The sequence below is a fragment of the Vagococcus lutrae genome (assembly GCF_023299185.1).
Lineage (GTDB): Bacteria > Bacillota > Bacilli > Lactobacillales > Vagococcaceae > Vagococcus_A > Vagococcus_A lutrae.
Genome location: NZ_CP097017.1, coordinates 308,210 through 321,525 on the forward strand (window position 1 = coordinate 308,210; position 13,316 = coordinate 321,525).

Sequence of the window (13,316 nt, forward strand, 5' to 3'; positions counted from 1 at the left end):
GATGCTTTTTTATATACGACTCTTTGTTCGCCAACTTCCCGACTTCCAGCGTCTAATTAAAACAGCACTACGCAATAATTCGTCAATCGCGTAGGCCAGCCATACGCCTAGTAATCCAAGTTTTGCGACAATGGCCAGACCGTATGAGAAAGGGAGACTAATGAGCCATAAAACAACAAGACTAGTCATTAGAGGAAATTTAACATCTCCTGCCGCATTTAAACTACTAATCAATACCATGTTTATCGCACGTCCCAGTTCGAGAAAAATATCGACTAAAAATACGACTTTCGCCATTTCGATGATTTGTGCATCGGATGTAAAAATTTGCATTAAAGGCTCTGCAAAAACATATGTTAAGCTAGCGATAATAATTGTGACGAAACTAGCAATCAGCATGCTTCGTTTGCCACGCTCGTATGCAAAATCCAACTCCTTAGCTCCAACTTTACGTCCAATAATGATTTGATTTCCTTGAGCAATTGAGGCGGCAATTAAATAAACAAACTGAGTAATCGCTTGAACATAAGATTTAGCAATTAAAACCGTTTGACCGAGTGAGGCGACAATCATTGTAACGACCACTTGTGAAGCTTGGTAAGATAGAGATTCCCCAGAAGAAGGTAAACCAAGTGCTAAAATTTGTTTCAAGGCATCGGTTGAAAAATCACTAACGTCTAAATGAAAAAGATGAATATTTGTTTTCAGATATAATAATCGAACGGCAATGATTAAACCGATACTATTGCCGACAACACTTGAAATTCCTAAGCCCATGACACCTAAGTGTGGTAATCCAAATGGACCGTAAAGAGCGATATAGTTTCCAATAACGGCGATAATCGTTGCGACCATAGGGATATATAAACCGACTTTTGTTTCGCCATGACTTCTTAAAATCGCAATGATAGTAGCTGTGACAGCAGAAATAACTAAACTACCACCAAAAATCCGCAAGTAATCTACACCAATAATGACAATGTTTTCAGGTAAATTCATGAAAAAGAGCAACTGACGAGGAAATAAAATAAATGTTGCACTGATTAACAATCCTAAAAGAGTTCCTCCTGCTAAAGCTGTGGTAATAACTTTTGGTATTTGTTCTCTCTTTTTTGCGCCAATTAGTTGAGCGATAATAATCTGTGTTCCTACGCTGACAAAGCCATAGATGAAAACGGTCAGATTGAGCAACTGATTTGAAGCACCTACAGCTGCCACTGCAGGCTCAGAATAATTTGAAATCATAAACACATTGATATTACCAATAATTACACGTAAAAATAATTCTACGAAAATAGGCCAACTTAAATAAAATAATTCTTGATCCGAAAGCGACCGTTTTCTTCTAAACATTTCATTCACAGACATCAGACTCCTTTATGTATAGCTTTATTGTATAGAGCTTCCGTGACAAGTCAATCTGTTTTTAATAATATAGACCCACGCTTTTTGATTTTAGCACCTTGCCCGAAAAGCATGGCAATCTGCTTAATAAGACCAACTAGGCAAAAATTTAGACAAAAAATGGTTGTCAAGTTAAAGTAATACTAGAATGATAAGAAAGAGGGAAATGAATGATGTATGATGTAATTGTAATAGGAGCTGGACCAGGAGGAATGACAGCAGCTCTTTATGCGTCACGAGCAGATTTATCCGTATTAGTTTTAGAGAAAGGAATCTATGGCGGACAGTTGCAAAACACAGCGGATGTTGAGAATTATCCCGGAGTTGGCCTTGTAACTGGACCAGAATTAGCTGAAAAAATATATAAAGATTCTACCGCATTTGGAGCGGAACATGCGTACGGTTCTGTGACAAAAGTCGAAGATCATGGCACTCATAAAACAGTTCATACAGAAGATGAACAATATGATGCGAAGGTCGTCATAATTGCAACAGGTTCTGATCATCGCCGTTTAGGTGCACCTGGTGAAGAAGAGTTTAGCGGACGAGGCGTTTCATATTGTGCGGTTTGTGACGGACCATTTTTCCGTAACAAACATGTGGCAGTTATCGGTGGGGGCGACTCAGCAGTTGAAGAAGGTAGTTACTTAACACAAGTAGCAGACAAAGTTTCAGTAATTCACCGTCGTGATGAATTGCGTGCTCAAAAAGTACTACAAGACCGTGCATTTAAAAATGAAAAAATGACCTTTGTTTGGAATCATGTCGTTGAAGAAATTCAAGGAGATGACATTAAGGTTAATAATTTACGCATTAAAGATACACAAACAGGTGAAGTATCTGACTATCCAGTAGATGCAGTCTTCATCTATGTAGGATTAGATCCTATTACAGAACCATTTAAATCACTAGGCGTCACAAATGAAGAAGGTTGGATTCCAACTAATGAGAAAATGGAAACGTCTGTGCCAGGTGTATATGCGATAGGAGATGTACGTGAAACAGTTTTACGTCAGATTACGACAGCTGTGGGTGACGGAAGTATTGCCGGTCAAGAAGCCTTTAAATACATTGAATCATTAGCAGACTAAAAAATGAAGGCTGAGGAAACTCAGCCTTTTATAGACTTGTCGTGATATAATAGGGAAAAAGATAAAGGAAGTCGTAGGATGAAAAGTTGTGGCATTGTAGCAGAATATAATCCCTTTCATAATGGTCACCAGTATCAGTTGAAAGAAGCAAAAGAGAAATCTCAATCAGACGTCATGATTGCGGTCATGAGTGGGTCCTTTTTACAACGAGGGGAACCTGCAATAGTTGATAAATGGCGACGTGCGACGTACGCTTTAAATAACGGTGCAGATATTGTTATCGAGCTACCGGTTACAGCTAGCGTGCAACCAGCAGATTTGTTTGGAGAAAAGGCAGTACAATTGCTAGATGCAATAGGCGTTTCTTCTATTTCGTTTGGAACGGATGAAACGACTAACTTCCCTTATGAAAGATTTGCTGAGCGTTATTTCAACGCCATTGATAATGAGGATTATGCTGATATATTTGATGATAAGCGACAAAGTTATCCGCAACAAATGATGAAGTTACAGCAAATCTTATTTCCTACGTACGATTGGTCTAAGTCGCAACCTAATCATCAGCTAGCATTGTCGTATGCGAAAGCCAATCATCAATTGACTTGTCCTAAAAAACTAGTGCCGATTGACCGTATTGGTTCTCATCACCACGATGGTGAAATTTCTCATCAACATTTTGCCAGTGGAACTGCTTTACGGAAAGGCTTAAAATTAGAGAAGCCAACAGATGTAATGCCATTTACCCCTAATAGTGTCTGGGAAGACTTACAACATGGACCTTATCATGATTGGACATTGTTATGGCCATGTCTAAAGTATCGTATCGAAACAAGCACGCATGAAGAACTAAGAAAGATTTATCAAATGGTTGAAGGGTTGGAGTATAAGTTTAAACAAGAAGTATCAGCCGCAATGAGGTTTGATGACTTTATCCAACGCATTAAATCCAAACGTTATACATATACCCGTTTACAACGTCTGTGCGTTTATGTTTTATTAAACATAACAAAAGAAGAAATAGTAGAAAACAATGCTCATCCATATATACGTTTGTTAGGTATGACAGAAAAAGGACGTTTATATCTAAAAGAACATAAAAAAGAAATCACGCTACCTATCATTACCAATGTCACCAAACGAGAGGGGCTACTTCTAGCTACTGAGATTAAAGCCAGTCGCATCTATCAATTAGGTTTAAATCGCACAGAGTCATTAGATTTTTATCAACGTCCTCGCTTAATCGAGGGGAAATGAGGAGAACATGGAACTTTTAAAAGATATTGAAACAGTCAAACAGCATATTGCTGATGAAAAATTATCATTGTTATACATTGGCCAAGAAAATTGTAGTGTGTGTCATGGTTTAAAACCCCAAATCAAAAAAATCATGAGCGAGTTTCCAGATGTTTATACAATGGAAGTAGACGCGATGGATGTTCCAGAAGTTGCAGGTGAATTTCAAGTGTTGACCGTTCCTGTCGTCTTACTTTTTGTCGAAGGAAAAGAATACTTAAGAAAAGCACGAATTATTCAAACAGCGCAGTTTAAATCAGAAGTAGAAAAAATCGTCACTGGCTATTTATCAATAGCAGAGTAAAAAAAGAATGTCTGTCAAGGACATTCTTTTTTATGTTATAATCGTACTACTATCATTGATACGAATGTGGAGGTTGGATGATGAAAACATATATTGAAAATATACATATAGAGCAAGCAATCAAAGGGATTGAGCGACTGGTAGCGATTCCTTCGTACTTACAAGAACCTGCTGAGAACGCGCCATTTGGCATGCCTGTACGGCAGTGTTTAACCGAGTGTTTAGCTCTTTTCAAAGAAGAAGGCTTTGAGGTATACGAAGACCCAGAAGGTTACTATGGCTACGCAGAAATAGGTCAAGGTGAAAAGACAATGGGCATACTTTGTCATTTAGATGTTGTGCCACCTGGTGACCTCTCTTTATGGAAAACCAACCCGTTTGAAGCCGTGGTCACTGAGACATCTTTGATAGGTCGCGGAGTTCAAGATGACAAAGGACCTAGTATGGCAGCTCTTTATGCAGTAAAAGCGTTACGTGACTCAGGGGTGACATTCCAACATAAAATACGATTTATTTTCGGTACGGATGAGGAAAACTTATGGCGTTGTATGTCACGCTACCATGAAAAAGAAGAACAAGTTGATTTTGGATTTGTACCTGATTCTAAATTTCCAGTGATTTATGCTGAAAAAGGTTTATTACAAGTTTATTTTGAAGGACCTAGTGTAAATGGGTATGAAGTGAGTGGTGGAAGTGCCTTAAATGTTGTGCCTGATGAAGCACGATTTAGAAAATCCGATTATCAAGCACTTGTATCCTATTTTGAAAAACAAGGTTGGCCTTATCAAGTGGATGAGGCTGAAGACGTGTTTATCGCAAAAGGCAGAGCGATTCATTCGAAAAATGCTCCGGATGGCGTCAATGCGATTAGTCGTTTGATGGTTGCACTTGATTCTATTCAGCCAGATTTTCTCAGTCAGTTGTTAGGAAATAAAATTGGCGAGGACGCTAATGGCCTCTCGTTATTCGGTCATGCTTTTGATGAGATGTCAGGAGATTTAACGTTTAATGTCGCAACATTAAGTGCAGATAGCGAAAAAACAATCATAGGATTAGATATACGGATGCCAGTGACTACTGATAAAGAGCTTATTCTCACTCAGTTAGAGAAAGTAGCGCAAGAATATGGTTTTATTTGTCACGAGCACGACTATCTTACTTCATTATATGTGCCAAAAGAGTCCGAATTAGTTCAAACGTTACTCCAAACATATCGTGATATGACAGGCGATTTACGTGAACCACAAGTGAATGGTGGTGCTACCTATGCACGGGCTATGAAAAATTGTGTCGCTTTTGGGGCGATGTTTAAAGATACGAAGGATACCATGCATCAGCCAAATGAGACATGGCAACGAGATGAATTAGAGATGACGATGAAAATCTATGCCGAAGCTATCTATCGCTTACAACAACTTGATGTAAGTTAAACTTAACTTCTATCGAATGTATTAATTCGATAGGAGTTTTTTTGTTATCGGTAACATGGGGAATGAATATAAAAATAGTGGTAAGTTCTTTGTTGTAACACAAAAAAAAGAAAAATAATCAAATTATAATGGTTTAGGTACGTTTGAGCTATTTTTTATAACAATATATTGTTATCGGTAACATTGATAAAACGCTTGCAATGTTAGTGGTAACAAGCCATACTAGATATAGAAACAAAACACAGCAACAATAAAATATTAGGGGGCTTTACAGATGAAAACAAGTTGGAAAAAAATTGGTCTAGGTTTGTTTGTGTCAGGTTTAGCAGTTTCATTAGTGGCATGTGGTAATGGAGATAAGAAAGCCGATAAATCAAGTGACAAAGAAACTGTCGTTGATATTTTTCAATTTAAAGTAGAATTTAATGATCAATTTAAAGATGTTGCCAAACAATATGAGGAGTTAAATCCAGGAGTTAAAATTAATATTTCTACTGTTGGTGGTGGAGATGATTATGGTGCGGCATTAAAAACAAAATTTGCTTCTGGCGAAGAACCAGATATTTTTAACATTGGGGGTCCAGAAGATTTAAAAACTTGGGAAAAATCATTAGCAGATGTTTCCGATACAGAAGCAGCGAAACAAGCTTTAGAGGGAACGACTGATGGTGCGACTAAAGATGGGAAGGTTTTAGGATTACCGTACAATATGGAAGGTTATGGACTACTTTATAACAAGAAAGTGTTTAAAGAGGCGGGTATCGAGGTCGAAGATATTAAAACACAAGCAGATTTAAGAAAAGTTGCTGAAAAACTGGATAAAGATAAAGAAAAATTAGGTCTAGAAGCCGTATTTGCTTTACCTGCAAAAGAAACTTGGGTAACAGGACTACATGCTTCTAATACATTTATTGCACCAGAATTTGACAATGATGTAAACAAAACATATGAAGCAAAAGAAATTGAGTTCAAATATAATAAAGAATTTAAAGAGTACATTGATGTTATGCAAGAATATTCAGTTCAACCAACAACAAGTTTAGACTACTCAAAACAAATGGAAGAATTATTTTCAAATGGTAAAGTAGCAATGACTCAACAAGGAAACTGGGTATATGGAACAATCGAAGAAATAGATCCTGAATTTGCGGAAGAAAATGTGGGCATCTTACCAATTCCAGTTGATGGCGTTTCTGAAAATAAAATCCCTGTAGGCGTACCAAACTATTGGGCAGTAAATAAAAATTCAGATGAAAAAGATCAAAAAGAAGCAAAAGCGTTTCTAGATTGGCTATATACTTCTGATGAAGGTAAAAAAGCCGTGTTAGAAGAATTCAAGTTCATTCCAGCATATAGTGGATACGACACTGAAAAAATTGCAGATCCTTTATCAAAACAAGTTTATGAATATTCTAATAATGGAGATTCAACTGGTTGGGTGTTTATGGGTTATCCGACTGACTGGGGTATGAATTCATTAGGTACAGGTATTCAAAAATATGTAAGCGATGAAAGTACTTGGGAAGATCTAGTTAAAGAAGTCCAAGATAGCTGGAAACAAACACGAGAATAAAAATCAAAAATAGAGAAACGCGCAGTTTCTCTATTTTTATTTCAAAGGAGGAATTATAATGTCAGAGAAAAAAACTTGGTTTTATCTCTTTATAACACCTGTATTAATTGGACTGTTTTCAGTCGTAATTTTACCTTTAATTTTTGGTATATACTATTCATTTACAAACTGGGATGGTGTCACAATTAGTGAATTTGTCGGTTTTCGGAACTATCTCAATGTGTTTAAAGATAAAGGATTTACCGATGCTTTATGGTTTACGACAAAATTTTCAATAGTAGCTATTATTTTGATTAATATTATAGGATTAGGTTTAGCGTTACTTGTTACTCAAAAATTTAAAGGAAATAATCTATTACGTACAATTTTCTTTATGCCAAACTTAATTGGTGGATTGATTTTAGGATTTATTTGGCAATTTGTTTTTACAAAAGCATTCGCTAGTATTGGGACTGCATTGGGTATTGAATCATTAAAAGTGTGGTTATCAACTACGCAGACTGGTTTTTGGGCTTTAGTTATTGTGATGTGTTGGCAAATGTCAGGGTACATCATGGTCATTTATATTTCATATCTACAAAGTGTAGATGAGTCATTGATTGAAGCGGCAAGTTTAGACGGCGCGAATGAATGGCAAAAATTTTGGAAAATAAAATTTCCTATGATTATGCCAGGTTTTACGGTTAGCTTGTTTATGACACTTTCTAATTCATTTAAACTGTATGACCAAAACCTTTCGTTAACAGGCGGAGGGCCATATAATTCAACACAAATGGTTGCGATGAACATTTTCAATACTGCTTTTGCACAAAATAAAATGGGTTACGCTCAAGCTAAAGCCATAGTATTCTTTGTGATTATCGCTGTTATTTCACTAACACAAGTTTATATTACTAAGAAGAAAGAGGTGGAAGTATAATGAGTAGATTAAAAAAATCTATAGCTGGCGTATTAGGCTTTTTATTACTTTTAGTTTGGATATTTCCATTTTATCTAATGATTTCTAACTCGTTAAAAACAAAAAAAGAAATTTTTAATAATACTTTAGGATTTCCTAAAGATTTAACATTCGAAAACTATCCACAAGCTTTCCAAGATTTAGACTTTATTAAGACACTATTCAACTCATTATTAATTACAGTTCTGAGTGTGTTAATTATTGTGATTTTTTCTTCACTTGCAGCTTATGCGTTGCAACGAGTAAAAAGCAAACTTAGTGGTGTTGTATTTATGATGTTTGTTGCGGCAATGTTAATTCCGTTTCAATCAGTAATGATTCCACTGGTTACAATTTTTGGTAAATTAGATCAACTTAATCGTGGTGGTTTAATCTTTATGTATCTTGGATTTGGTGCCAGTATGTCCATTTTCTTATATCATGGTGCGATGAAATCTATACCTAGAGCTTTAGATGAAGCAGCCATTATTGATGGAGCAAGTCGTTTTCAAATTTTTAGATACGTTATTTTTCCAATGTTAAAACCGACAACAGTGACGGTAGCGTTGCTAAATACCATGTGGATTTGGAATGATTATTTATTACCATCGCTTATAATCAATAAAGAAGGACAACAAACAATTCCACTGAAAATGTTCTTTTTCTTTGGAGAGTATACAAAACAATGGCACTTAGCACTTGCTGGATTAGTAATCGCTATTGTTCCTGTAATTATTTTTTATTTCATAATGCAGAAGCAAATTATTGATGGCGTGGCAGATGGCGCTGTCAAATAATATAAAAGGAGAATGAACATGTTTAAACGTTTATTTGATATTGACCCATGGAAAGTAAAAACGACCTCACTTGACCGTGAAAATCGCCGTTTACAAGAAAGTTTAACATCGATTGGTAACGGCTATATGGGGATGCGTGGAAACTTTGAAGAACAATATACAGGTGACGCACACCAAGGAACCTATATCGCAGGTATTTGGTATCCAGATAAGACACGAGTCGGTTGGTGGAAAAATGGCTATCCTGAATATTTTGGAAAAGTAATAAATGCGACAAATTTTATCGGAATTGACATCGCTGTTAATGGAAAAACGATTGATTTAAACCAAGTAGATTTTGATGATTTTTACTTGGAGTTAGACATGAAAACGGGTGTTTTAACACGCGAATTCACGTATCATGATAATGAAACATCGGTAAAATTTGAGTTTGAACGTTATGTTAGTGTTTTTCAACAGGAGCTAGCGTTGGTAAAAGTTAAAGCGTCTGTTTTAAAAGGTTCAGCTGAAATTATTTTTGGTTCTACTTTGGATGGACAAGTAAAAAATGAAGATAGTAACTATGATGAGATGTTTTGGGAAGAAAAGTCACGTTCGACTGAAGATAATCATGCATATTTAACAATGGAAACCATCAAAAATGATTTTGGAACGCCACGTTTTAGCGTCACGACAATGATGCGTCATCGTATTAGCTCCCATGTTGCGCCTACATATACGGAAGATGAGAAGTTTGTTGGCGAATCTTATGTGACCGAACTGGATACCAATCAAAGCGTAACATTAGAGAAACGTGTGGCGGTCATAACAACTCGGGATATTCCTGAAGAGGAACATTATAATGAAGCTAAAGCCTTATTAGATAAACATGAAGAAAAAGATTGGCAAGAGCTGCGTGAGCGTCATGATGCCGTCTGGGCAGAACGCTGGGAAAAAGCGGATGTCATGATTAAAGGTGATGATGAAGCACAGCAAGGTATTCGTTTTAACTTGTTCCAATTGTTTGCGACTTATTATGGTGAAGATGCACGCTTAAATATTGGGCCTAAAGGTTTTACTGGTGAGAAATATGGTGGAGCGACTTACTGGGATACAGAAGCTTATATTGTGCCTATGTATCTATCTGTGGCCGATAAGCAAGTAACAGAACAACTACTAGAGTATCGTTATCAGCAATTGCCTGGAGCGTTCCACAATGCTCAGCAACAAGGACTAGCAGGTGCGCTTTATCCAATGGTGACGTTTAATGGTATCGAGTGTCATAACGAATGGGAAATTACATTTGAAGAAGTTCATCGTAATGCGGCTATCGTCCATGCTATTTTTAATTACACAACTTATACTGGCGATGAAAGTTATCTGTTAGATAAGGGAATTGAAGTTATGGTTGCTATTTCACGTTTCTGGGCAGACCGTGTTCATTACTCAAAACGCCGTCAAAAATATATGATTCATGGTGTCACTGGACCTAATGAGTATGAGAACAACGTAAACAATAACTGGTATACTAACCAAATGGCGACGTGGGTATTGCGTTATACGTTAGAAACGATTGCAAAGATTTCTGATGAACGTTTATCTGATTTGTCATTAACGGAAAAAGAATTAGCATATTGGCAAGATATTATCGATAATATGTACTATCCTGAAAATGAAGAACTAGGGATTTTTGTTCAACATGATACGTTCTTAGATAAAGACTTAACACCTGTTGCAGAGTTGGATAAGAAACACTTACCCTTAAATCAAAATTGGTCTTGGGATCGTGTCTTACGTTCTCCATATATCAAGCAAGCCGATGTGTTACAAGCGTTGTATTTCCTAAATCATGAATATACAACAGAAGAAAAACAACGAAACTTTGATTTTTATGAACCTTTAACTGTTCATGAGTCTTCCCTATCACCATGTGTACACAGTATCTTAGCAGCTGAATTAGGAATGGAAGAAAAAGCTGTAGAACTCTATGCCCGCACAGCACGCTTAGACTTAGATAACTATAATAATGATACTGAAGATGGACTTCATATCACCTCCATGAGTGGTAGCTGGTTATCAATCGTGCATGGGTTTGCAGGAATGAGAACTCTGGAAGAAAAACTAAGTTTCCATCCATTTTTACCATCTGCTTGGGAACGTTATGCATTTAAGATTAATTATCGCGAACGTCTATTAGAAGTCGAAGTAGATGAAACGGGTATGACATTAAGATTAGCAGAAGGCGAACCGCTAGAAGTCTTTGTGAATGACCATGCCTATACTTTATCAAATGAACAGTCTGTTCATGAAGCACTTGTTAAAAGAGGAGAGGCGTAAAATGTCAAAAATTAAAGCGTTTATCTTCGACTTAGATGGTGTCATTACGGACAGTGCAGAGTATCATTATCATGCATGGAAAAATCTTGCGAGTGAGTTAGGAATAAACATCGACCGAGAATTTAATGAAAAATTAAAAGGAATCAGTCGCATGGACTCGTTAGAAAGAATTTTAGTTCATGGCAATCAACAAGACCGCTATTCAGAAAAAGAAAAGGAGCAACTTGCTGATAAAAAAAATGATGAATATGTGACATTGATAGAACAAATCAGCGAAAAAGATATTTTACCGGGTATAGCAACACTTATTGATGAGTTAAAATCACACGGTTATCAATTAGCGATTGCTTCGGCAAGTAAAAATGCTCCTGCCATTTTAAGCTATCTAGGAATAAAAGAAAAATTTGATGCGATTGTTGACCCTTCTACAATCGCGAAAGGCAAACCAGATCCTGCGATTTTCCTTGAAGCAGCAAAACTTTTAAAGGTTGAACCTGATGCCTGTGTAGGAATAGAAGACGCGGAAGCTGGAATTGAAAGTATTAATAAAGCCGGTATGTTTTCGGTTGGTGTAGGCAGTGAAGAGGCGATGAAAGATGCTCACTACTATGTGACGTCAACTGCTGAACTTTCACTAGAACAAATTTTAAAGGAAGTAGAAAAAGCTAACGTCTAAAGTGGACGTTAGCTTTTTTTTGCGTTACGATAAACAAAATGAAAGGATGAGAGCTATGTTAGATATTGAAAAAATCATTGAAACACAACGTACTTATTTTGCAGAACAACATCCTATCTCTATTAACACGCGTTTAAACTATTTACGTCTGCTAAAAAAAACGATTAAAGAATATGAAGCATTATTGTTAGAAGGACTTGCTTTAGACTTAGGTAAATCATCAATGGAAAGTTATATCACAGAAGTTGGATTACTTTATCAACATTTAAGTGAGATGATATGGAAGTTACCGACGTGGGCTAAAGATGAAACGGTTCGAACACCACTGTATCTTCAACCAGCTAAAAGCTATCGACGCGCAGTAGCTTATGGTAACGTCTTAATCATTGCGCCGTTTAACTATCCTGTTCTTCTTGCTTTTGACCCTTTAATAGGCGCGATAGCGGGTGGGAATACGGCGTTGGTTGGATTATCACCGAGTACACCGAATGTTAATAAGGTGATTGAACAAATCATTGAAACAGTCTTTCCATCAGCTTATGTTGACACATATATTAGTACGAAAGAAACGAATGAAAATGTGCTCTCTTATCGTTTTGATAAACTATTTTTTACAGGAAGTACTAAGGTCGGAAAAATTGTCATGCAAGCAGCTGCTCAATATTTAACCCCTGTGACTTTAGAGCTTGGAGGGAAATCCCCTGCGATTGTAACAGAAACAGCTCATATCACAACTGCTGCTAAACGAGTAGCGTGGGGGAAATGGGTGAATAATGGACAAACATGTGTCGCTCCTGATTACTGTTTAGTACATCGTTCAGTCGTAGACGCTTTTATTACAGCATTGGTAGCGGCAATTGAAAAGATGTATGGTGCTGAACCTAAGAATTCTGAAGATTACGGAAGAATAGTTGACGAGAAAAGTTGGGATAGGTTACGACAGTTGCTTAACCAAGATGAGTCTTTTGTTATTTATGGCGGCGACGTTACGCACCGAAACAGGTACATGAGTCCAACGCTTTTATTAGCAAATACTAAGGACTCGTTAGCGAGCATGCATGAAGAAATTTTTGGCCCAATTTTACCGATTGTTGTATATGATGAATTAGCTGAAGCGGTATCGTACGTGCAACAGTATGAACGGCCATTAGCTTTTTACCCATTTACTCGTGATGTTAAGACATTAAAAGTGTTAATGGATAAGATTATATTCGGTGATGCGACCGTGAATGATACCCTACTGCATATGGCAAATAATCACTTGCCTTTTGGTGGTGTTGGTTTTTCTGGGATGGGGAGCTATCATGGGAAAGCCACGTTCGATACGTTTACTCATAGTAGTTCGATATTAAAACGCACCAATATTTTTGACCACTCACTTATGCGTGCCCCATATAGCCGATCGAAAGAACGGATTATCAGATGGTTTTTGAAGTAATGTGACAAAGTTGTTAGATTCAGCCTTTGGATTGTAAGGTAATCCAAAGGCTTTTTT

Annotated in this window: 11 protein-coding genes; 10 read left to right on the forward strand and 1 reads right to left on the reverse strand. The window is 36.8% G+C overall.

Annotated elements, in window-relative coordinates:
- Positions 1-9 precede the first annotated feature (9 nt).
- Positions 10-1,353 carry an MATE family efflux transporter gene (locus M2919_RS01460; RefSeq protein WP_248849459.1) on the reverse strand — a complete coding sequence of 448 codons (1,344 nt, stop codon included), beginning with the start codon at positions 1,351-1,353 and terminating at the stop codon, positions 10-12.
- Positions 1,354-1,577: 224 nt separating this feature from the next.
- Between M2919_RS01460 and trxB the strand changes: the two genes are divergently transcribed.
- From trxB to M2919_RS01510, 10 genes are all read left to right on the forward strand, one after another.
- Complete coding sequence (trxB, locus tag M2919_RS01465; RefSeq protein ID WP_126761403.1) at positions 1,578-2,495, forward strand: thioredoxin-disulfide reductase; 918 nt, start codon at positions 1,578-1,580, stop codon at positions 2,493-2,495.
- Between the two features lie 78 nt (positions 2,496-2,573).
- Positions 2,574-3,749 (forward strand): nucleotidyltransferase, encoded by a 1,176-nt coding sequence (locus M2919_RS01470; protein WP_248849004.1) that lies wholly within the window; start codon positions 2,574-2,576, stop codon positions 3,747-3,749.
- A gap of 7 nt (positions 3,750-3,756) precedes the next feature.
- A complete protein-coding gene (locus M2919_RS01475) occupies positions 3,757-4,092 on the forward strand; it encodes a thioredoxin family protein (protein WP_248849005.1) in 336 nt (111 codons plus the stop codon).
- Positions 4,093-4,172: 80 nt separating this feature from the next.
- Positions 4,173-5,522 (forward strand): Sapep family Mn(2+)-dependent dipeptidase, encoded by a 1,350-nt coding sequence (locus M2919_RS01480; protein WP_248849006.1) that lies wholly within the window; start codon positions 4,173-4,175, stop codon positions 5,520-5,522.
- A 274-nt stretch (positions 5,523-5,796) separates the two neighbouring features.
- Positions 5,797-7,095: an ABC transporter substrate-binding protein gene (locus tag M2919_RS01485; RefSeq protein ID WP_248849007.1), complete on the forward strand. Its 1,299-nt coding sequence runs from the start codon at positions 5,797-5,799 to the stop codon at positions 7,093-7,095.
- A gap of 58 nt (positions 7,096-7,153) precedes the next feature.
- Complete coding sequence (locus tag M2919_RS01490) at positions 7,154-8,014, forward strand: carbohydrate ABC transporter permease (RefSeq protein ID WP_248849008.1); 861 nt, start codon at positions 7,154-7,156, stop codon at positions 8,012-8,014.
- Positions 8,014-8,829 carry a carbohydrate ABC transporter permease gene (locus M2919_RS01495; RefSeq protein WP_248849009.1) on the forward strand — a complete coding sequence of 272 codons (816 nt, stop codon included), beginning with the start codon at positions 8,014-8,016 and terminating at the stop codon, positions 8,827-8,829. The genes M2919_RS01490 and M2919_RS01495 overlap by 1 nt, the downstream gene beginning before the upstream one ends.
- A 12-nt stretch (positions 8,830-8,841) precedes the next feature.
- On the forward strand, positions 8,842-11,145 hold the full coding sequence (locus tag M2919_RS01500; RefSeq protein WP_248849010.1) for a glycoside hydrolase family 65 protein: 2,304 nt from the start codon (positions 8,842-8,844) through the stop codon (positions 11,143-11,145).
- Position 11,146: 1 nt separating this feature from the next.
- Positions 11,147-11,821 (forward strand): beta-phosphoglucomutase, encoded by a 675-nt coding sequence (gene pgmB / locus M2919_RS01505; protein ID WP_248849011.1) that lies wholly within the window; start codon positions 11,147-11,149, stop codon positions 11,819-11,821.
- Between the two features lie 55 nt (positions 11,822-11,876).
- Positions 11,877-13,259: an aldehyde dehydrogenase family protein gene (locus tag M2919_RS01510; protein WP_248849012.1), complete on the forward strand. Its 1,383-nt coding sequence runs from the start codon at positions 11,877-11,879 to the stop codon at positions 13,257-13,259.
- The last annotated feature ends 57 nt before the right edge of the window (positions 13,260-13,316 follow it).

Coding starts and splice junctions, on each gene's coding strand:
- M2919_RS01470 (WP_248849004.1), top strand. CDS start 2,574: ATGAAAAGTTGTGGCATTGTAGCAGAATATAATCCCTTTCATAATGGT.
- pgmB (WP_248849011.1), top strand. CDS start 11,147: ATGTCAAAAATTAAAGCGTTTATCTTCGACTTAGATGGTGTCATTACG.
- M2919_RS01510 (WP_248849012.1), top strand. CDS start 11,877: ATGTTAGATATTGAAAAAATCATTGAAACACAACGTACTTATTTTGCA.
- M2919_RS01500 (WP_248849010.1), top strand. CDS start 8,842: ATGAACATGTTTAAACGTTTATTTGATATTGACCCATGGAAAGTAAAA.
- M2919_RS01495 (WP_248849009.1), top strand. CDS start 8,014: ATGAGTAGATTAAAAAAATCTATAGCTGGCGTATTAGGCTTTTTATTA.
- M2919_RS01475 (WP_248849005.1), top strand. CDS start 3,757: ATGGAACTTTTAAAAGATATTGAAACAGTCAAACAGCATATTGCTGAT.
- M2919_RS01480 (WP_248849006.1), top strand. CDS start 4,173: ATGAAAACATATATTGAAAATATACATATAGAGCAAGCAATCAAAGGG.
- M2919_RS01485 (WP_248849007.1), top strand. CDS start 5,797: ATGAAAACAAGTTGGAAAAAAATTGGTCTAGGTTTGTTTGTGTCAGGT.
- M2919_RS01460 (WP_248849459.1), bottom strand. CDS start 1,353: ATGTTTAGAAGAAAACGGTCGCTTTCGGATCAAGAATTATTTTATTTA.
- trxB (WP_126761403.1), top strand. CDS start 1,578: ATGTATGATGTAATTGTAATAGGAGCTGGACCAGGAGGAATGACAGCA.
- M2919_RS01490 (WP_248849008.1), top strand. CDS start 7,154: ATGTCAGAGAAAAAAACTTGGTTTTATCTCTTTATAACACCTGTATTA.